The 18,846-nt window shown below is 66.2% G+C and carries 17 protein-coding genes, 1 tRNA gene and 2 pseudogenes; 8 read left to right on the forward strand and 12 right to left on the reverse strand.

Annotated features, from left to right (window positions below):
- The first annotated feature begins 70 nt into the window (after window positions 1–70).
- The 3 genes and pseudogenes from ACFQE0_RS15115 to ACFQE0_RS15125 all read left to right on the forward strand — a co-directional run bounded on the left by ACFQE0_RS15115 (window position 71) and on the right by ACFQE0_RS15125 (window position 2,031).
- Complete coding sequence (locus ACFQE0_RS15115) at window positions 71–724, forward strand: DJ-1/PfpI family protein (RefSeq protein WP_378975490.1); 654 nt, start codon at window positions 71–73, stop codon at window positions 722–724.
- 89 nt (window positions 725–813) lie between these two features.
- Window positions 814–1,392 (forward strand): glutathione peroxidase, encoded by a 579-nt coding sequence (locus ACFQE0_RS15120; RefSeq protein WP_378971037.1) that lies wholly within the window; start codon window positions 814–816, stop codon window positions 1,390–1,392.
- Between the two features lie 89 nt (window positions 1,393–1,481).
- Window positions 1,482–2,031: pseudogene (locus ACFQE0_RS15125) on the forward strand (fasciclin domain-containing protein).
- Between the two features lie 120 nt (window positions 2,032–2,151).
- On the opposite strand, the gene ACFQE0_RS15130 reads toward ACFQE0_RS15125, so the two are convergent.
- From ACFQE0_RS15130 to ACFQE0_RS15155, 6 genes are all read right to left on the reverse strand, one after another.
- Complete coding sequence (locus tag ACFQE0_RS15130) at window positions 2,152–2,859, reverse strand: anti-sigma factor (protein WP_378971039.1); 708 nt, start codon at window positions 2,857–2,859, stop codon at window positions 2,152–2,154.
- On the reverse strand, window positions 2,856–3,413 hold the full coding sequence (locus ACFQE0_RS15135) for a sigma-70 family RNA polymerase sigma factor (RefSeq protein WP_378971041.1): 558 nt from the start codon (window positions 3,411–3,413) through the stop codon (window positions 2,856–2,858). Before ACFQE0_RS15135 ends, ACFQE0_RS15130 begins: the two co-directional genes overlap by 4 nt.
- Before the next feature lie 200 nt (window positions 3,414–3,613).
- Window positions 3,614–3,687, reverse strand: a tRNA-Gln gene (locus ACFQE0_RS15140).
- 145 nt (window positions 3,688–3,832) lie between these two features.
- Window positions 3,833–4,063 (reverse strand): hypothetical protein, encoded by a 231-nt coding sequence (locus tag ACFQE0_RS15145; RefSeq protein WP_378971043.1) that lies wholly within the window; start codon window positions 4,061–4,063, stop codon window positions 3,833–3,835.
- A gap of 19 nt (window positions 4,064–4,082) precedes the next feature.
- Window positions 4,083–7,319, reverse strand: coding sequence for a PAS domain-containing protein (locus ACFQE0_RS15150; RefSeq protein WP_378971045.1), 3,237 nt, complete (start codon window positions 7,317–7,319; stop codon window positions 4,083–4,085).
- Window positions 7,320–7,450: 131 nt separating this feature from the next.
- Entirely contained in the window at window positions 7,451–8,530 is a 1,080-nt protein-coding gene (locus ACFQE0_RS15155; RefSeq protein WP_378971047.1) for a YeiH family protein, read from the reverse strand.
- A 135-nt stretch (window positions 8,531–8,665) separates the two neighbouring features.
- Here ACFQE0_RS15155 and ACFQE0_RS15160 point away from each other — a divergent pair, with 135 nt between their 5' ends.
- Both ACFQE0_RS15160 and ACFQE0_RS15165 read left to right on the forward strand, forming a co-directional pair.
- Complete coding sequence (locus ACFQE0_RS15160) at window positions 8,666–8,905, forward strand: hypothetical protein (RefSeq protein ID WP_378971049.1); 240 nt, start codon at window positions 8,666–8,668, stop codon at window positions 8,903–8,905.
- 51 nt (window positions 8,906–8,956) lie between these two features.
- A complete protein-coding gene (locus ACFQE0_RS15165) occupies window positions 8,957–9,607 on the forward strand; it encodes an SOS response-associated peptidase (protein WP_378971051.1) in 651 nt (216 codons plus the stop codon).
- 44 nt (window positions 9,608–9,651) lie between these two features.
- Here the strand turns inward: ACFQE0_RS15165 and ACFQE0_RS15170 are convergent, their stop codons facing one another.
- Window positions 9,652–10,299 carry a cysteine hydrolase family protein gene (locus ACFQE0_RS15170; RefSeq protein ID WP_378971053.1) on the reverse strand — a complete coding sequence of 216 codons (648 nt, stop codon included), beginning with the start codon at window positions 10,297–10,299 and terminating at the stop codon, window positions 9,652–9,654.
- Between the two features lie 106 nt (window positions 10,300–10,405).
- Here ACFQE0_RS15170 and ACFQE0_RS15175 point away from each other — a divergent pair, with 106 nt between their 5' ends.
- From ACFQE0_RS15175 to egtD, 3 genes and pseudogenes are all read left to right on the forward strand, one after another.
- On the forward strand, window positions 10,406–12,400 hold the full coding sequence (locus ACFQE0_RS15175; RefSeq protein WP_378971055.1) for an OPT family oligopeptide transporter: 1,995 nt from the start codon (window positions 10,406–10,408) through the stop codon (window positions 12,398–12,400).
- 84 nt (window positions 12,401–12,484) lie between these two features.
- Window positions 12,485–13,419, forward strand: a pseudogene (locus ACFQE0_RS15180) (methyltransferase).
- Window positions 13,416–14,333 (forward strand): L-histidine N(alpha)-methyltransferase, encoded by a 918-nt coding sequence (egtD, locus tag ACFQE0_RS15185; RefSeq protein WP_378971057.1) that lies wholly within the window; start codon window positions 13,416–13,418, stop codon window positions 14,331–14,333. The pseudogene ACFQE0_RS15180 and the gene egtD overlap by 4 nt, the downstream one beginning before the upstream one ends.
- Window positions 14,334–14,340: 7 nt before the next feature.
- On the opposite strand, the gene ACFQE0_RS15190 is transcribed toward egtD, so the two are convergent.
- The 5 genes from ACFQE0_RS15190 to ACFQE0_RS15210 form a co-directional block, all read right to left on the reverse strand.
- The gene (locus ACFQE0_RS15190; protein WP_378971059.1) at window positions 14,341–14,730 is read right to left on the reverse strand and encodes a Ros/MucR family transcriptional regulator; all 390 of its coding nucleotides are present in this window, start codon (window positions 14,728–14,730) and stop codon (window positions 14,341–14,343) included.
- 172 nt (window positions 14,731–14,902) lie between these two features.
- Window positions 14,903–15,496 carry a hypothetical protein gene (locus ACFQE0_RS15195; protein ID WP_378971061.1) on the reverse strand — a complete coding sequence of 198 codons (594 nt, stop codon included), beginning with the start codon at window positions 15,494–15,496 and terminating at the stop codon, window positions 14,903–14,905.
- Between the two features lie 515 nt (window positions 15,497–16,011).
- A complete protein-coding gene (locus tag ACFQE0_RS15200; RefSeq protein WP_378971063.1) occupies window positions 16,012–16,491 on the reverse strand; it encodes a YidB family protein in 480 nt (159 codons plus the stop codon).
- 86 nt (window positions 16,492–16,577) lie between these two features.
- Window positions 16,578–16,781, reverse strand: a complete 204-nt coding sequence (locus ACFQE0_RS15205; protein WP_378971065.1) for a CsbD family protein — start codon at window positions 16,779–16,781, stop codon at window positions 16,578–16,580.
- Window positions 16,782–17,146: 365 nt separating this feature from the next.
- Window positions 17,147–18,607, reverse strand: coding sequence for a helix-turn-helix transcriptional regulator (locus tag ACFQE0_RS15210; protein WP_378971067.1), 1,461 nt, complete (start codon window positions 18,605–18,607; stop codon window positions 17,147–17,149).
- Window positions 18,608–18,846: the final 239 nt, after the last annotated feature.

An 18,846-nucleotide genomic window follows, 5' to 3' on the forward strand; every position in this document is an offset into this window, starting at 1 on the left:
GACCCTGGCCGCCGTGAGCGTGCTGGCGGCACGCCCGGTCAGGGCAAGTGAGCAGCCGGTGTCGATCGCCATGCTGCTCTATCCCGGCATGACGGCCCTCGACCTTGTGGGGCCTCAGGAATTGCTGGCCGGTCTTTCGGCGGGCAGCCTCACCTTGGTCGCGGAGACGAAGGGGCCGATCGAGAGCGATACAGGTCTCGGATTGATCGCTACCGCGAGCTTCGCGGAATGCCCGCGCGACCTCGATGTCCTGTTCGTGCCCGGTGGCGACGGGACACCCAAGCAAATGCGCCACGCACCGACCCTCGCGTTCCTGCGCGACCGGGCGAGCCGTGCCCGCTACGTCACCAGTGTCTGTACCGGCTCGTTGATCCTCGGCGCGGCCGGCCTTCTCGATGGCTACCGCGCCACCAGCCATTGGTGCGTGCGAGACAGCGTTCTGCCCCTGCTGGGTGCTATTCCTGTTGCGGACCGGATCGTCACCGATCGCAACCGGATCACAGCAGCAGGAATCTCGGCGGGGCTCGATTTCGCGCTGGCCCTGGCCGCGCGGCTGCGGGGCGACGAGTATGCTCGCACCGCGCAGCTCGTGGCGGAATACGCGCCACAGCCCCCTTTCGATGCGGGAAGCCCCGCTGCGGCGGGTCCAGCCGTCACGCGGGGAGCCGAGGCGATCCTCGCCGATCTCGTCGCCGGTTCGTTGGCCGCCGCGAAGGCTCGGTGACCGACCGTCGCGGATTCTGGCCAAGCCCGGGAACCCGCCTAGATTTTCCAGGCAATGCAGCGCATCCCAAACGATCGGGGAGCCCAGCCATGACCTCATTCGTCACCGGTGTCGTCCAGCGCCGTCAGGCGCTTTTCCTCGTTGGCGCAGCCATGGCCGGCGGGATCGGCCGCGCGATAGCGGGCGAGACGAAGGCGACCACCTTCTCATTCGAGAAGCCTGAAGGCGGCGTGCTGCCGCTCTCGGACTACGCGGACAAGCCAATCCTCGTCGTGAATACTGCGACGGCCTGCGGCTATGCGGGCCAATTTGTCGGGCTTCAGGGGCTCTGGACGCGTTTCGGATCGCGCGGCCTCATGGTGATTGCGGTGCCGTCGCCCGATTTCGGCAACCAGGAGCCGCTGGACGGCGTCGCCATCGCAGAGGCGGCGCGTAAGAACCATGGCGTCACCTTCCCCGTCGTGTCGAAGGTGCATGTGAAGGGCCCCTCGGCCCATCCATTCTACCGTTGGGCGGCCACGGAGAAACCGGGCTCGGCACCGGGCTGGAACTTCCACAAGTATCTCGTCGCCCGCGACGGCAGCCTGCTCGCGTCGTTCCCGCACACGGTGGATCCGTCCGATCCGCGCATCATCACGGCCATCGCAAGCCAGCTTCCCGCAGCGTAAGATTTTTTAAGGCCGCTGAAACTTTCCGGCGGCCCACCTCCGTACCGCCCCTGACGCCCCAGTGCGGGCGCTTCATTCAGGGAGCCACTATGTCCAAGACCCTTCTCCGCGTCGGCCTCGCCCTCGGCCTCGCCTTCGCCGCCGCCCCGGCCATGGCCAAGAACCCGATGGTCGGCGGCGCGCCGATGTACGCGAACAAGACGATCGTCGAGAACGCCGTCAATTCGAAGGATCACACCACGCTGGTCGCTGCCGTGAAGGCGGCGGGCCTCGTCGACACGCTGTCCGGCCCCGGCCCCTTCACCGTCTTCGCGCCGACCAACGCCGCTTTCGCGCAGCTGCCGCCGGGCACGGTCGAGAACCTCGTTCAGCCGCAGAACAAGGCGCAGCTCACTGCCATCCTGACCTATCACGTCGTCCCCGGCGTCTACGGTGCCAAGGAAAGCCATGGCTGCGGTCAAGCAGGGCGGCGGGCAGGCCGAGCTGAAGACCGTGCAGGGCGAGCCGCTCATCATCACGACCAAGGGCAAGGCCGTCATGGTCACCGATGCCAAGGGCAACACGGCCAAGGTCACCATTCCGAACGTGCGCCAGTCGAACGGCGTCATCCACGTCATCAACGGCGTTCTGCTGCCGTAATCAGGCTGCGGGTCCCGGTCTTACCGGGGCCCGCCCCACTCAGAGCCTCTCACAAAACTCCCGCTGAGCCGTCGAGGCCGGGGAAGAACTCCCGGTGAACGGGTGTTTTGCGAGAGGCTTTTATTCGCGGACGAGTTTGCCCGAATAGATTACGGGCCCGGTCGGTGATCCGGTCGGCGAGCCGCCCTTCGGTTCCACCGATACAGCAAGGCTTCCGCCCTCGGCCCCTTCCCGCAGAGCGGCCGGAACCGGTAGGCGAGCCGTCGCAGCGCTGACGAGCCCGAGCGAACGCGGCGCCGCACCCGCACCGACATACCAAAGCTCCAGGCTGTGATCCGGCGGCGTTTCGGCGGCGAGGCTGCGCACCTGCACCGTGCTTCCCCCGAGATCGACCGTCACGATCAGTGCGGGAAGCGCGCCGCCCCGATCCACCACGGCCAGGTAACGCGTCTCATCGACCGCTTGGCGTGGGTTGATGGCGATCCACAGGGCGAGCCCGGCCGCCAGGGCCGTCGCTGCCCCCGCCGCGAGCCGCCAGCGCAGCAAGCCCCTTTCGAGCTTTGCCAAGCGAGCACGTTCGAATCCTTCCAGCGCTCCGCCTGTCCTTGATTCGATGGCGCTCCAGGTTCCAGGCGCGGGCGTTATGGTCGGGATAGTTCCAGCGAGCGGCAGAAGCCGCGCCTCCCATGCGGAAACACGGGCGCGTAGGCTCGCATCCTGCGCCATGGCACGGGCAAAAGCGTCACGCTCGTCCGGGGGCAGGGTGCCGAGGACGTATTCGCCCGCAGCCCCTTCCGGATCGTCGGTCCAGGGTGTGGAGGCGCTCATGCGGCCTCCAGGCAGCCGCGCAGGCTGATGAGACCCCGGCGCAGCCAGGTCTTCACGGTGTTGACCGGGCAGTCGTAGCGCGCCGCGAGTTCCTCGCGCGACCAACCCTCGCAATAAGCGAGCACGATGCACTCGCGCTGGGGCGTCTCCACCCGTTCGAGGCAAGTTGTCAGCGCATCGCGCTGGGCGAGGTCGGCTTCACCGTCCTGCCCATCGGGCAAACGCTCCAGAACACCGTCTTCGACTTGGGTCAGCCGCGTGGACTTGTCCTGGCGAAAACGATCGATGGCTTGGTTGCGGGCGATGGCGACGAGCCACGGCATCGGCGCGCCGGCTTGGGGATCGTAACTGCCTGCCCGCTGCCAGATGCGCACGAAGACCTCCTGAAGGGCGTCTTCCGCCGCGCCTCGATCCTGCAGGATACGAACGATGATCCCGAGAAGTTTCGGGGCTACGGCCTCATAGAGCGAACGCAACGCGACGCGGTCGCCGCGTCCCACGGCGCCGATCAACCGACCCAGATCAGCATCGGCCCCCCGCTCGCGGTTCAGCAACGCTCCCCCTCTATGGCAGGTGCGACTTGGCCGCCCCGCATTTCCCGCGCGCCATAGCACAGGTTTGCCGCGAGGCTCACGGAGAAAGCAGCATTGGAAACGGAAGAAGCACCGGACTCACGGCGCCGCGCGCCGGCCGAGATGGCCACGGGCCTGTCTCTATCGGTCTCGGATTTTGCAGATAACGGTTTAAAGAGAGGTGGCTGGGGGACCTGGATTCGAACCAGGACTAGAGGAGTCAGAGTCCACCGTTCTACCGTTAAACTATCCCCCAACAAGCCGATGTCTCGGCTTCGTCTCCCGTCGGTGTGTGGTGGCCGGGAGAGGTGCCCGGGCGTTGCCGCCGGGATGCGGTCAGATAGGGGGAAAGGATCGACGGGTCAACTGGCTTGACGGGCCTTTCTGCGCGTCGCCGCGAGTTAGCCCATGCTCGACCAGAGGAGGGCGAGGATGGCACCGCCCGCGAGGTTGAAGATCGCGGCCCACAACCAGACCCCCCTGAACACCTTGCTCGGCAGGCGAGGGCGGTGAGCGCCGGTATTGTAGCGGTTGCGATCATCCGGTGTCGGCCAGATCGCGCGCTTGCGTCCGCCCAGATGCCGCGTGAGGCTTTCAGGAAGGCCGGAGTCTCGCTCGTCGGGCCGTTTCATCCTCGCCTCCCGCCCGTCTTCAAGGACTGCGCCTGCGCAACCGTCCGCTTTGGGCGATCTTTCGGAACGCGCCCGCCACCTGTTCCGCCGAATAGGGTTTGCGCACGAGGTCGAAGCCGTGGTCGTCTTCACGGGCGAGAACGTCGCTGTAGCCCGACGTCAGCACGACCGGCAGGTTCGGGTGGCTGATCCGAAGCCGCTTGGCGAGTTCGATACCCCCCATCCCCGGCATCACGCAGTCCGAAAAAACCGCCTCGAATCGGAACGGCACCCGCTCGATCTCGGCCAGGGCCTCCTCGGCGTTGTGCGCCCACACGGTGGAGTGTCCGAGATCCTCCAGAATCTGGGTGCAGAAGCGCCCGACTTCCAGGTTGTCCTCTACCACCAGCACGCAGAGGCTTCGGCCTTCCGGCTCCTGCACGTCATCAGCGTCCTCAGGCACCGGGCAGGCCGAGGCCTCAGCCTCGGGCAGGTAGAGGGTGAAGACCGTGCCGTGCCCCACAGTGCTCGTCACCTCGACATCACCGCCCGATTGCTTGGCGAAGCCGATCACTTGGCTGAGCCCAAGCCCCGTGCCTCGCCCCACTTCCTTCGTGGTGAAGAACGGCTCGAAGATGCGGGATAGGTGTTCCTGTGGAATCCCGCAGCCCTGATCGACCACCGACACGGCGACGAACGGACCCGACGCACCGGCATGGCCGCGGATCGGGGGAAGCGATTGGCCGCGCCCGACGCGGATCGCCATCTCGCCCTCGCCACGCATGGCGTCGCGAGCGTTGACGGCCATGTTCACGAGGGCCGTCTCGAACTGGCTCGCATCGGCACGGACATGACAGCGGCTCGTAGGCTGCTCGGTGCGTACCTTGATGCGGGCACCCGTCACCGAATTGAGCATGTCGGCCACCTCATCGAGGCGTGCGCCGACATCGAACACCTCGGGCTTCAGAGCCTGTCGCCGGGCGAAGGCGAGGAGCTGGCCTGTGAGCTTGGCGGCCCGGTCCACCGTGTCCGACATGGCGTCCATGTACCGGATGCGCCGTTCCTCCGGCAGGTTCGGGCGGCGCAGGAAATCCACCGAGGAGCGGATGATCGTCAGCAGGTTGTTGAAGTCGTGGGCGACGCCGCCGGTGAGCTGGCCGACCGCCTCCATCTTCTGCGCCTGACGCAAGGCGTCCTCGGCAATCGCCAGCGCCTCCGCCTGCTCCTTCATCACAGTGACGTCGCGCACCGTCGAGTAGATCTTGCCGTCCTTCGAGACGGCGTTCCATGAGAGCCAGCGATAGTGGCCGTCACGATGGCGATAACGGTTCTCGAAAGCGAATTGCGAGGCGCCCCGCGCGAGGCCGTTGGCGGCAGCGCGGGTGGTTTCCACGTCCTCCGGGTGGACGAACTCCAAGAACGGCCGGGCCTTCATGTCCTCGGCACTCCACCCGAGCGTGGCGCTCCAGGCGGGGTTTAGGCTGACGATGTAGCCCTCGAAATTCGCGACGCAGAGGAGGTCGGTGGAAGCCTTCCAGATCTGGTCGCGCTCGGCGGTGCGCTCCGCGACCTGCTGCTCAAGCGTCGCGTTGAGGTTGCGCAGTGCCTGTTCAGCGGCGCGGAGCTCAGCGATGTCGGTATTCGTGGCGAACCAGCGCTCGATCGTGCCGTCCTCGGCCCGGATCGGCACCATGCGGGTCAGGAACGGGCGGAACGTTCCGTCCCGGCCGCGCAGGGGGAAAGTCATCTCGAACGGCTCGCCGGTCGAGAGCGAGCGGTTCCACCGGCTCAACACCTCGGGAAGGAAGGCCGGATCGTGCGCGGCAGTCCACCCCCAGCCGAGGAGGGAATCCGGCGGGGCGCCGGTGTAATCGTACCAGCGGCGGCTACACCAATAGACATGCCCGTCCGCCCGGCTCATCCAGCACAGGATCGGGATGTTGTCGGCCAGGACCTCGAACTCGAAGGCCTGCTCGCGCAGGGCCGCGCGGACCTTGTCTCGCTCGGCGACGAGAGTCCGGCGCTCGTTGAGGTCGATGAGGACGCCGGGGAAGGCGAGCGGCTTCCCATCCGGGGACAGGTCCACCCGGCCGTTGGCTTCGAGCCAATAGTATTTCCCGTCCGCCCGGCGGACACGGTACTGGTGCGAGTAGTGACCGCCGCGCGCGATGGCCTCGTCGAGCGCCGCCTGTAAGCCGGGCTTGTCGTCGGGATGCACGGTGGCGGCGATCTGCGCGAAGCTCAAGCCTGTTCGGCCGATGACCGGGTCCAGCCCGAAGCTGCGCGCGAACGCTTCGTCGACGGTGAAGCGGTCGTTCGAGAGGTCCCAGAACCACGTACCGATGATCGCCCCTGCAGCGAGGGCGATTTGCACGCGGTCCACGTTCTCCCGTGCCAGGGCCTCGCTGACTTCCAGGCGCTCCTGCTGAACCCGGCGTGCGGTAATGTCCCGATAGAACAGCGCCAGCCCGTCCTTCACCGGATAGGCGCGTATATCGATCCAGCTGACGCGCCCGTCCTCGCCTTGCGCGGCATGCTCCATGGTGAAGGGCTTCGCCTCGGCGAGGGCCTCGAGATAGGCCGCTTCCAGCACCGGATCGGCGTCGGGATAGGCCTCGCGATAGGGGCGCCCGACGATCTCGTCCCGGCTGCGCCCGTCCATGCGCAGGCCTTCGGCGTTGATGTCCACGAGGTGCATGTCTCGCCCGAGCAGGGCGAAGGCCTCACCCATGTTGTCGAGCACGTCGTGCGCCCGGTCGCGCTCCGCCCGCAGGGCATCCTCGAAGTCGCGCTGTCGGCGCTCGGCTTTCACACGCTCCGTCGTCTCGTTGGTGAGGATGAACAGACCCGCGACCCGCCCCTCCGCATCGAGGACGCGTGAATAGGAAAAGCTCCACCAGGTCTGTGCATCGCCCCGGTCCGTATCGAGCGTCCAGGGCAGATCCTGGAAGCGGGTCGAACGGCCCGCGCAGGCCTCGTCGATGATCGGCTTGGCCTGATCCCAGCCGTCGGCCCAGACCTTGTCGAACCGCTCACCCATCGCCCACGGCAGGCGGGGGCCGAGCAGTGGAAAGTATGTTTCGTTGAAGAAGAAGCTGAGCTCCGGCCCCCAGGCCAGGATCATCGACTCGGGTGAATTGAGTACGAGGCTCAGGGCCGTCCGCAGCTCCGGCGGCCACGTCTCGGGTGCGCCGAGGGGATGGCCGGTCCAGTCTCGCTCCCGGATCATCCGCGCGGCTTCACCGCCGCCTGCAAGGAAGGGGAGGGACTCAGGCAACGTACCGGCCCCGCGCGGGAGACATCCATGACGCCATGACGGGTACGATGTTCGCGAGCCGCATGGACGGGCCTATGACCAAGGGCGTCGCCGTACGCAAGCGCGACGAAGCCTCACAGACGTGTCCTTCGTCAGGCGATGCCGAGAAGCCGGATCAGTGCGAGGCTGATCGCGACGAGCACCACGAGGGAAGCCGTCACCGAGAGGGTCACTCGGCCGCCAACCCTGGCGAGGACGCGCACATCCACGCCGAGCCCGAGGGCCGCCATGGACAGCACGGTGAGAAACCCCGCGAGATGGGTGATCGGTTGCACGGCGGCATCCGGAATCAAGCCGAGCGAGCGCAAGCTCGCAAGGATGAGGAAGCCGAGAATGAACCACGGCACCAGCTTGGTGAAGGACAGGCGCCCCTTGCGAACAGCCGTGCCCGCAGGACGGCTCTGGTCATGGGGCAAGTGCGGGGCGATCAGCGAGAAGGCCACGACGACCGGGCCGAGCATCAGCACGCGCACGAGCTTCACCAGGGTGCCGACCTGGGTGGCGAGCAGGCTCACCGGCACGGTCGCCGCCAGCACCTGCGGCACGGCGTAGACGGTCAATCCTGCGAGCACGCCGTACTGGTTGTCGCTGAGGCCGGCCAGCGGCACGAACAGTGGCAATCCGAGCACCATCAGCACGCCGAGTACGGCGGTGAAGGCAATGGAGGCGGCGATGTCTTTCGGCTCGGCATCGATCACCGGGGCGACCGCGGCGATGGCCGAGTTTCCGCAAATGGCGTTGCCGCAGGCCACGAGAATCGCCATCCGTTCCGGCAGGCCAAGGAGACGGCAAATCCCGTAGCTTGCGGTGATCCCGATGGCGACGGTCGCCACGATTCCGCCGATCAGCAGCGGGCCGGACGCCAGGATTGCTCCAAGGCTTAATGAGGCGCCGAGCAGGGTGACGGCGACCTCGAGCAGTTGCTTGGCCGAGAAGGCGATGCCGGTTCGGAAACGCGCTCCCGGCGACCAGACCGTGCGCACTGCGATGCCGAGCAGGATCGCCAGGACCAGGGCCTCGACATAGGGGTGAGAAAAGATCCTTTCCTCGACCGCCTGTCCCGACATGGCGACCACGGAAATGGCGAGGCACAGGCCGATACCGGGCAGAACCGAGTGGGAGCGGGCGGCCTCGGCCTGACCTGGCGTGTGCGAGGATGCTTTCGAGCTCACGATCAGCCTTCCGCCCCACCGGAAAAGAAAATGGTCGTCGTCGGGCCGTCGGGGAGAAGGACACTCTCCCATCCGCCCGAACTTCGGAATACGCGTCCATTGCACGAAACCGCCCTGGGCGCGACATATCTGCTCATGCGCAACACGTCGTCCCTTCAGGTTGAGACTGCCTACGATCCCTTCGGTGAGCCTGTCACCGAGGGCGTAGCTCGCGCCTGCACGACCAGCGCAGGCGACCGCACCGCGCGCCGTATCGGGGGCGCCGTGTTCTGGAGCCTTGCGCTCGCGATCCTGGCGGGCCGCATCTACGCATCGGATCTGCCCGAGGCGCACACGGTTCTCGCCTACGCGACGCAGCTCGTCAGCTTCAACTGACGGATGCTATTCCGCCCGGGACGCCGCAAGGTGCGGTGACCGGGCGTTCTCATGTGTAATCTCTACTCTCTGGGCCGTCAGGGCCCCGCTGCCCTGCGCGCCTACTTCGGTGCCGAGCAGGACGAGACCGGCAACATGCCGGAGCTTCCGGCTATCTTTCCCGACCAGATGGCACCCGTCATCCTCGCGGGGGAGGGCGGGCGAACCCTCACGATGATGCGCTGGGGCATTCCCGGGCCGAAGGCCTTCGGTGAGCATCCGGTCACGAATGTCCGCAACGTCGCGTCGCCGCATTGGCGGCCGTGGCTCAAGCCAGCCTATCGCTGCCTCGTTCCTGCGGCGTCCTTCTCGGAATATGCCGACACCAAGCCGCGCAAGACACCGGTCTGGTTCGCCCTGAACGAGGACCGGCCTCTCTTCGCCTTCGCCGGGATCTGGCGCCCCTGGACAGGCGTGCGGGGAACGAAGGCGGAGAATCCCGACCGAGCGGAAGCCGAGCATAGGCTGTTCTCGTTCCTCACCACGGACGCGAACGGCGTTGTGGGGCCGGTCCATCCGAAGGCGATGCCGGTCCTGCTGACGAAGCCCGAGGAATGGGCAGCCTGGCTCGAAGCCCCCACCGCCGAGGCCCTGAAACTTCAACGCCCGCTCCCGGATGACGAGATGATCGAGGTCGCGCGCGGCGCCCGGCACGATCCTTAGCGTCTCCTGGATGCAAACCCTTCTCGTCATTGCGAGCGCAGGTCTTACCGCCAACGCTCCAGCACTTCCTCCGTGGTGAGCGTGTGCACCTGATGCCGGTAGCGCATCCGGTACATCACCATGAGGGCATCGTGGGCTTCATCGCAGGATGAGCACAGCGCGTCCGAGACGAGGATGATCCGGTAGCCGAGATCGACCCCGCCGAGCACGGCCGCCAGCACGCAGACATCCGTCTCCGTTCCCGTCACGACCAGGGTGTCGACGCCGCGCGCCCGCAGGCGCTCGTCGAGATTGGTCCCGAGCCAGGGGGAATAGACTCGCTTGTCGAGGATGTCGGCGGGCGGCACATATCGCGCGAGGCTCGGGACGATATCGATGAGGCCCGGTGCAAGGTTCTGGGCGGTCATGCTCGCCCAGCGCTCGTAGTATGAGGCCCAGGTCCCTTTGCCCTCGCCCGGCCGGTCGGCGGGGAGGAAGCGCGTGAAAATGGTCCGGTCCGGGTGGGCCGCGACGAGCCTTTCGACCCGGGGTAGCACCCTCGGCATCCAGGGCGTCCGCCATTCGGTCCCCTCCGCGAACATGCGTTGCATGTCCACGCAGAGATGAAGGCAGGTGCCAGTCAGGTCTTCGACAACCGTTGTGACGTCGTCGTCGGCGAAGTTGCCGCTGGAGGGGAGACAGGATTCACTCATTCCTGCGCAATCACGCCGCGGAGCGCGCGTTCCTGGTGGCGACGACCGGCCGCCGGGAAAGGTCGAGCGCGAGCGGTGGTTCACCCTGGATCAGCCAGGGGCCGGAATGGACGCGCAGACCGCGACGAGGCCAAACAAGGCCGAGGCGAACCCCGCCGAACTTACAATCCGCGGCGTGATCCTCGGCGCGGCCATCACGATCATCTTCATGGCCGCCAACGTCTATATGGGCCTGAAGACGGGCATGACGTTCTCGTCCTCGATCCCCGCTGCGATGATCTCCATGGGGGCGCTGCGCCTGATGGGCGGGGCGGACATACACGAGAACAACATCGTGCAGACGCAGGCCTCGGCGGCGGGCACCCTCTGCAACATCATCCTGGCGCTGCCCGGCCTCGTGTTGATCGGCCATTGGCACGGCTTCCCGTTCTGGCAGACCACCGCCGTCTGCGGAATCGGCGGATTGCTCGGGGTCGCCTTCTCCATTCCCTTGCGTCGCGCCCTCGTCTCGGGCGCGGGCCTGCCCTACCCGGAGGGTGTCGCGGCTGCCGAAGTGCTGAAAACCGGGCAGGGCGAAGCGGGGGCGAGGGGCCTGCGCGTCCTCCTCGGCGCCGCTGGGGCGGCTGGACTGATCGGGCTTGCCTCCAACGGACTGAAGCTCCTCAGCGAGAGCGTGAGCGGCGCGGTGAGCCTCGGCGGCGCGGTATTCCGCAGCGGCACGGGCTTCTCCCTCGCTCTGGTCGGCGTCGGCTACCTCGTCGGCATCGGTGCGTGTCTCGCCCTGTTCACGGGCGTCGTCATCGCCTGGGGCATCGCTGTTCCGGTCCTGACCGCCCTGTCCCCCGACGACGGCAAGAGCGCGAAGGAACTGTCGGAAGCGATCTGGTCCGATCAGGTGCGCCTGATCGGAGCGGGGATCATCGCGGTCGGTGGCCTCTGGACCGTCGTCTCGCTGGGCAAGCCGATCTTCGACAGCATCCGCTCGGCCCTGTCCGATGCAGGTGGCGGCTCCGGCGCGCTGCGCGACGACCTCCCGCGGGAGGAGCGCGACCTGCCGATCACCTGGGTGGCCGCAGGGATCGCGATCCTGTGTCTGCCGCTCGCCGCGACCTTCACCGCCTTCGCCTGGGGGGCGGGGCTCGGCGGGGGTCTCGCGCTTCTCGTCCTCGGCGTCACGTTATTCGCGGTGCTGTTCGGCTTCCTGATGGCTGCCGCCTGCGGCTACCTCGCGGGGCTGCTGGGTTCCTCATCAAGCCCCATTTCGGGGATCGGCGTCCTCACCACCATGGCGACGACGCTTCTACTGACATGGGTCATCGGCTCGGTCACCGGGCCCGACGGCGAGAACTTCGCCACCGGCACGGCGCTGCTCCTCACCGCGCTCATCGTCACCACCTCCTCCATCGCCAACGACAATCTGCAGGATCTGAAGACGGGGCAGATCGTCGGCGCGACGCCCTGGCACCAGCAGGTCGCCCTGCTCATCGGCGTGGTCGTCGGCTCCCTGGCGATCGCACCGCTCCTTTCCCTGCTCTATGAGGCCTATGGCTTCGTCGGTGCCCCGGCGCATGAGGGGCAGGATGGGGCGAGCGCCATGCCCGCGCCTCAGGCCGCCCTGATGACGCAAATCGCGGATGGCATCGCCCACGGACGCCTGCCCTGGACGATGGTGGCGATTGGTGCGGGGCTCGGCGCGGTTCTGGTCGTCGTGGAGACGAGGCTGCAGAAGCGCGGCCTGACCTTCCCGGCGCTCACGGTCGGCATCGGCATGTATCTCCCTCTCTCCGTCGAGGTGACGATCGCCATCGGCGGCGTGCTCGGCTGGCTCGCGGAAAGGCGCCTGCGCGCGACCACCGGGGAAGACCGGCGGGACGAGGTCGTGGCCGATGCAAGACGACGGGGCGTGCTGCTGGCCTCCGGCTTCCTTGTGGGCGAGAGCTTCGTCGGGGTGCTTCTCGCGGGGGCCGACCTTGCAGTCGGGCGGGGTTCGTCGCTGGCGCTGGTGGGGCCGGATTTTTACCGCGCCGCCGCGTGGCTCGGGGCAGCGACCTTCGCGGCCGGTCTCGCCGTCACCTATCGTCTCGTCTCACGCCCGGCGTGAGGGGCAGGAACGCTGCGCTCTCGCGTGGGGTTCACGGGTGACGTGACGAGACGGGGGGACCATCCGGCACGAGATCGCTCCACGATGCAAGATTCGGATACCGCGCTCATCGCCCTCGTCGATGGGCTCAAGGACCTCGGCTACGACTTTACCACGGTTACGCCCGCGACACATGCGCGGGTCAACGCCCGGCCCGGGGCTGAGCGGGCGCGCAGCCTGCGCGACGTGTTCGGCTGGAGCCGCCCCTTCGAGGAAGCCGTGCTTCCGCCCCCCTGTTTGCACGGATGCGCGACGCGGGCCTCCTCGTCAGAGAAGGCGCGTTGTGGCGGGCGACGGTCCGCGTCTCCAGCCTGGACGGTGAGCTGTTCCTGCATTCCGCCTACCCGCCGAGTGCGGCGGACGTGGTGTTCTTCGGCCCGGATACATTCCGCTTCGTCGGCGCCGTGACCGAGCATATCGCCGGTCGGTCTCGGCCGATTCATCGCGCCGTCGATATCGGCACGGGCTCGGGCGCAGCGGGGATCGCCATCGCCAAACGCGCACCGGAGGCCGACATCGTCCTTGTGGACATCAACCCTGCGGCGCTGCGTTTCGCGTCCCTCAATGCCCGCTTGGCCGGAGTGCGTGTCGAGCCTCGGCAGAGCGATCTACTCAACGATGTCTCGGGCGAGTTCGACCTCATCGTCTCCAACCCGCCCTTCATGATCGACCGGGCGGGCCGCTCCTATCGTGACGGCGGCGGTGCGCTGGGCGAAGGGCTTTCGCTCGCCGTGGTCGAGGCGGCTGCGAGCCGACTCGCGCCGGGCGGAACGCTGGTCCTGTTCACCGGCGCGGTGATCGTGGAGGGCGAAGACCCGTTCCGGACCGCGGCGATCGCCGCATGCGAAGCCGCTGGGCTTGAGTGGACCTACCGCGAATTCGACCCCGACGAATACGGGGAGGAACTGGACGAGCCCGCCTATGCGGTGGCCGAGCGGATCGCTCTCGTCGTCCTCACGGCCACGCGGGCCACGGCATGAGCGATCCCGCCTTCCTCGCGGACGTTCTCGCAGGCTTCTCCCAGACGCCGAAGCATTTACCGGGCAAGTACCTGTGGGACGAGGCGGGCTCGATTCTGTTCGACCGCATCTGCGGCAGCCCGGATTACTACCCGACCCAGTGCGAGATGGCCCTTCTCTCCCGCGTGGCTCCGGCCATCGCGAACCGGATCGGGCCGCGCGCGACCATCGTGGAATTCGGGAGCGGCGCGAGCCGGAAGATCCGTGTTCTGCTGGACACCCTGCACGACCCGGCTCGCTACATCGCGATCGATATCTCAGGCGAGTATCTCGAAGCGTCGCTCAGGACGCTCGCGGGGGATTACCCCGACATCGCCATGGTCGCGGTGCGGGCGGATTACTCGCGGCGGGTCGATTTGCCGGTGGGGCGAGGGGAGGGACTCGTGCTCGGCTTCTTCCCCGGCACCAGCATCGGCAACTTCGCCCCGGAGGAAGCGACGGCCTTCCTCGCGCGGGCCAGGGATACGCTCGGACCGAGTTACTTCCTCGTCGGCGCCGACACGACGCAGGACGAGGACCGTCTCGTTTCCGTCTATGGCGGCTGCGGGGGACTGATGGAGGCGCTCCACCTCAACATCCTGTCGCGGATCAACCGCGAGCTTGGGGCCGACATCCAACTCGACGCGTTCCGGCACGAGGCGCGGGTGCTCCACGAGCCATTCCGGGTCGAGGCTCACCTCGTCGCCAAGCAAGCGACGACGTTTCATCTCGGCGGTCGGGAGTTCGCCTTCACGGCCGGGGAGAGCGTGCGCACCGATACGTCGCACAAATACCCGGCCGAAGCCTTTAGAGCACTTGCCGGGAAAGCGGGCTGGACGGCGGAAGAGAGCTTCGTCGATTCCGCCGGCTTCGCCCTTCACCTGCTGCGATGTTGAGGAAGCCTCACGAGGCGAGGCGAGCGCCGCCCTGCGAGCCGAGGCCGTGGGCCTTGGCGAGGCTCGAACGCCGCTCGCTGTAGGCGGCAGCAACCATTGGGTAATCGGAAGGAAGGCCGAACCGCGCGCGATACGCATCCGGCGTGAGGCCGTTGGCCGTCAGGTGGCGCTTCAAGGTCTTGTAGGCCCGGCCATCGATGAAGCTGATCAACCGGTCATGCTGCACGGACTTGCGAATCTGCGCGGCGGTGATGGCGGGTGCGGCCTCTTCGGCGGGAGCGACCCCACCCTCTGCCAGGGCCAGCAGCGCCGCATGTACCTTGCCGATCAGGGCGGGGAGATCGGATGTCGCGACGTGGTTGTGCGCAACGTAAGCGACCACGATGTCGCTAGCCATGTCTATGAAAGCGGAGCTTTGCTCCATAATGTCCTCGGCCCTGAGCTGTTACGACGATTGAACATTCTCATGATGAGACATGGAGCGCGCCGACTCAAGTTGGATTTATTGTGCAGGCCTTCTGCTTGGGGACATCTCGGTGGAAAGGCTGTTGCCTTCACCTATGCTTGCCTCAGCAGCCGCTACAGATAGCCTTACCTGCGGACTTCCCGCCTTTCACAAGCTTCTGCATGGTATCCTCACGATCGTAGTTGCCCGCAGCGATGGCGGAGGAGGCAACTGTGGCCGCGGCCGGGGTCGATTCCCCGTTCTCACCGCGGGCGATGCGAGCCATGAGTGGCACCTGCGTCTTCACGGCGCCGGGCTTCAGGGTTTCCCAATGGCTGCGCGCGCGCTCGGAAGCCGACAGGGCAGCGCCAGGGTCGACACGGCCTGCAGTTCCCTGCGGGATCGGACGAATGAGATCGCCCGGCATTCTCTCGGAGACCGGGGCGGGTTCGAAGCCGGGCGGCAGCGCGGCAACGCGGTCTTCACCAGCAGCAGGCGCCGGTACGACCGCCGGAGGTGCAACCGGAGGCTGCGCGACCGCCGCTTGCGGCGAGAGCGAACTGTAGGCGGCCGGACCGCTCAGCGAACCCAGGCTGCAGCCCCCCGCAGCAACGGAGAGGCCGGCGACGGCGATAAGCGTCATTCTCATGGCTTTACGCGGATGCCCTCGAAGGCCAGGAAAGTCCAAGCGTAGCCTTAACACTTTCTTCAGGATCAAGGCAAACTGCGTAGGTTTGGCCATCCCGTGTCGAAAGGGCACGGATACTCAGCCGGTCGGAACGCGACATCGCAATGGCGGCCGAAGACGCGTGATCGAACGGTCTCTAATCTGTCAGCAGAATGCGACCCAATCGTGTCGCCCCAGGTCGGTTTAATTCAACCAAAATTGGTATAACGTCACTGTGACCATGATATATTTGTGGAATATGGAATGTGGCGTATACTGCTTGAAAGCGGCACGGGGCGAGGACATTCAGTGTCGGACCAAGAATGCCCGGTCGCTCCGCAAGCGACATCGCCGACGACACTTCTGAAAATTGCGCAGACGCTCGGCTGCTCGGTCAAGGACTTTTCGAGCGAGGGCGGGCTTCCAATCCATGAGTCCGGCATCGAACTCATGAGCCTTTGGGCTAAGCTGCCGGACGACGCGTCACGTCTCCGGCTTTTGGCCGTGGCCCGCTCTCTCGCGAAATAAAACGGGCCGACGCGTGCGTCGGCCCGAGAGGGTGAGAGCTACACCGGCAGACGGCCATCCGGCGAATACCGGTCGATGGCGGACGGCAATTCTCGCGAGAGGCGCGACAGGAGAGCTGCACGGCTCAGGCCGGTCTGACGGGTGAGATGGTCGAGGGTCTCGGGGCCGATCGCCCGCTCCAAGTCCGCTTCCGCCATGTCGCGGTTCGGGCCGTGATTGATCCACGAATTGGCGGTCTCGCCGTGGCCGCCCTTGGTGAAGTGGTCAACGAGCTCACTCAGGCCGCTGGCGATCAGGCCGCCGACGCCCGCCGTGCCGACTCCACCGAGAATGCTCGACAAATTCGACGGCCCCCGCGAATCGTGGCCGACCGGTACGTCGCGGATGGGCGGGACCGGCGAACGGTGCGGCTCGTTCGAATGACTGCCGAGCCATTCGGAAATCTTGTCCCGGTTCTGGAAGCCCGCCACGGCGAGGAGCCCCAGAAGGGCGGTCATCGAGGGATATCCCTTGCTCATCCTATTCTCCATCGGCGTCATCGGCGGGCGAGCCCGCAGGTTAGTCAGGCTGGCGGGACCGAGACGAGCGGCCCCGCCGTACCGGCTCAGTGCTTGCCGGTGACCTTGTCGGCGAGGTTCTTGGCGCCGTCCTTGACGTCGCCGACCGTCTTCTGCGCCTCGCCCTTCAGCTCCTGGGCCTTGCCCTCGGCCACGAGCTTGTCGTTGCCGGTCATGTTGCCCACGCCCTGCTTGACGTTGCCCACGGCCTCGTTGGCCAGACCCTTCAGCTTGTCGGTGGTGCTGCTCATGATGTGCACTCCTGCTTCTGCTTCGCGAGGGAGGCCGGTCGATCCGGCCGGTGGTGAACGGGATCAGAGGTTGCGCGCGTCGTAGGCACCAGGCACGAGCGGGGTGACGACATGCGCCTCCGTGGTCATGGTGGGAACGGGCACCTCAGCGGGCACGAAAACACTCCAACTACTCGATTTCGTAATCTTAAGAGACGAAGTCTCGGAAAGCTTTGCCTAGTAACCAACGTGTCAGCGCAAGAGATCGTGACGATAAATTACCGATTTCTTACCATCGATCATTTTATCTGCCGCCGTTCATTGCCAAGGCAGATGTGAACGGCCGTCCGCTGTTCAATGGTAGAAAAATACTGGTACTGCGAAATTCATATACCGGAGATATGGACCGGGAAGCCGTTTTCCCGCCCCCACACGACGGCCTCCGTGCGCTTGTGAACGTTGAGCTTGCGATAGAGCGCAGCGCCATGGTTGCGCACGGTGTTGCGCGACAAGCCGAGCTTGCGCGCGATCGCCGCATCGTCGAGGCCGGAGCAGATCAGGTTTAGGATCTGCCGTTCGCGGGCGGTGAGATCTGGCACCAACGGGTCGGGTTCGGGTCGGCTCGGCCGCCGCAGGTTGGCGAGCTTCTCGATGAGCCCGCGGCTGAACCATGACGTATCGGCCATCACCGTCTCGATGGCGTCGAACAATTCACGCTCCGTATGCTTGCGGTCGGTGATATCCTGCATCACCAGCAACACGAAGGTCGTATCGTTGATCTCGACGCGTTCGGCGGAGATGAGACAGTCGATGTTGTGCCCGTCTTCGTGGCGCATGCACACTTCGACACCGAGCACATAGCCCTGCCGTTCGAGCGCCGCCTCGAAACCCGCACGTTGGGTGTCGTTGACCCAAAGCCCAGCACCGTCGAGAGAGCGGCCGATGATCCGGTCCTCGCCGATCCCGAAGACGCGGCTGAAGGCCTCGTTAATGCTCATGACCTGGAAATCGCTCGACCGCGCCAGCACGGTCGGCACCGGCGTGAGGCGGAATGCCTTGGCGAACCGCTCTTCACTCTGGCGCAGCGCCGCCTCGGCCTTCCGGCGTAATTCGAGATCGGCAAAGGTGAAGAGCATGCAGGGCTCTTCACCCATCTCGATCGGCTGGCCCGCCACGATCACGAAGCGCCGCCCCCCGTTAGACAGTTCGAGGCAGGCCTCCATTTGCGGAACGGTGGCCCCCTCTTTCAGTCGGGAGATCCCGAGATCACGATTGCGGGCATTCGCCAGGACATCGAGTTCGTAGACGCTGTGCCCGATCACGTCTTCGCGGGTGTGCCCCGTCATCTCCAGGAAACCGTGGTTCACTTTCACGTGTCGAAGGTCCGACAGTCGCGTGATGATGGCGGGCGCCGGGTTGGCGGCGAAGGTCTTCTCGAAACGGTCTTCGGCCTCGAATTGCTCGGACACGTCCTTCAGGATCAGGGCGAGGCAACTCGGTTTGCCGTCGTGACCGGTCGCAACGAGGCTGCGCAGCGAGTGCACGAAATCGACGCCGGGTCGGTCGGTACGCGTCACCTCGACGATGACGTCGTGAAACGACTCGCCCGCCACCACCCGCTCGATCGGATAGCTTTCGGGTGCCCGGTTATTGCGATAGCGGAGGGAAAACCGCTCGCGGTAGGCGTCGATGTTCGCGCCAAGCTCATCGAGGCTCTCGGCGCCATGCATCGCAAGGGCCGCTTCGTTGGCATAGGCGATCGTCTGATCGGGCTCGACCAGGATCACCCCCTCGCTGAGGCCGGCGATGATCTGCCGAAGCTCATGCCTGTCGACGCCCTTCGTCACAGCCAGTCCCGCTCCTACCTACTTGCGGCTGCCAAGGTGGCAACGCGGCGGCAACGGGTTGCACGCGGCCTAGTTCCCTGAAAATCGACCGTCTCACTGGTATTGTCGTATCATTGAAAGCGTCGGGAGCGACCAAAGATTAGTCGCTTCCCGGCCGTCCCCGCGTTGTAGCGGTGCAGGCGGCTTCACCTCGTTCCGACAGGTGTGCCTTCCCTTGCAGCAGGCAATCGAAATTCTTG

This window comes from Methylobacterium komagatae (assembly GCF_042661665.1).
Taxonomy (GTDB): Bacteria; Pseudomonadota; Alphaproteobacteria; order Rhizobiales; family Beijerinckiaceae; genus Methylobacterium; species Methylobacterium komagatae.

What these genes read in the sequence shown, in the direction of transcription:
- ACFQE0_RS15115 (WP_378975490.1), top strand. Translation starts at nt 71, where the DNA reads ATGCTGCTCTATCCCGGCATGACGGCCCTCGACCTTGTGGGGCCTCAG.
- ACFQE0_RS15120 (WP_378971037.1), top strand. Translation starts at nt 814, where the DNA reads ATGACCTCATTCGTCACCGGTGTCGTCCAGCGCCGTCAGGCGCTTTTC.
- ACFQE0_RS15130 (WP_378971039.1), bottom strand. Translation starts at nt 2,859, where the DNA reads ATGAGCGCCTCCACACCCTGGACCGACGATCCGGAAGGGGCTGCGGGC.
- ACFQE0_RS15145 (WP_378971043.1), bottom strand. Translation starts at nt 4,063, where the DNA reads ATGAAACGGCCCGACGAGCGAGACTCCGGCCTTCCTGAAAGCCTCACG.
- ACFQE0_RS15160 (WP_378971049.1), top strand. Translation starts at nt 8,666, where the DNA reads ATGCGCAACACGTCGTCCCTTCAGGTTGAGACTGCCTACGATCCCTTC.
- ACFQE0_RS15165 (WP_378971051.1), top strand. Translation starts at nt 8,957, where the DNA reads ATGTGTAATCTCTACTCTCTGGGCCGTCAGGGCCCCGCTGCCCTGCGC.
- ACFQE0_RS15170 (WP_378971053.1), bottom strand. Translation starts at nt 10,299, where the DNA reads ATGAGTGAATCCTGTCTCCCCTCCAGCGGCAACTTCGCCGACGACGAC.
- ACFQE0_RS15175 (WP_378971055.1), top strand. Translation starts at nt 10,406, where the DNA reads ATGGACGCGCAGACCGCGACGAGGCCAAACAAGGCCGAGGCGAACCCC.
- egtD (WP_378971057.1), top strand. Translation starts at nt 13,416, where the DNA reads ATGAGCGATCCCGCCTTCCTCGCGGACGTTCTCGCAGGCTTCTCCCAG.
- ACFQE0_RS15190 (WP_378971059.1), bottom strand. Translation starts at nt 14,730, where the DNA reads ATGGCTAGCGACATCGTGGTCGCTTACGTTGCGCACAACCACGTCGCG.
- ACFQE0_RS15200 (WP_378971063.1), bottom strand. Translation starts at nt 16,491, where the DNA reads ATGAGCAAGGGATATCCCTCGATGACCGCCCTTCTGGGGCTCCTCGCC.
- ACFQE0_RS15205 (WP_378971065.1), bottom strand. Translation starts at nt 16,781, where the DNA reads ATGAGCAGCACCACCGACAAGCTGAAGGGTCTGGCCAACGAGGCCGTG.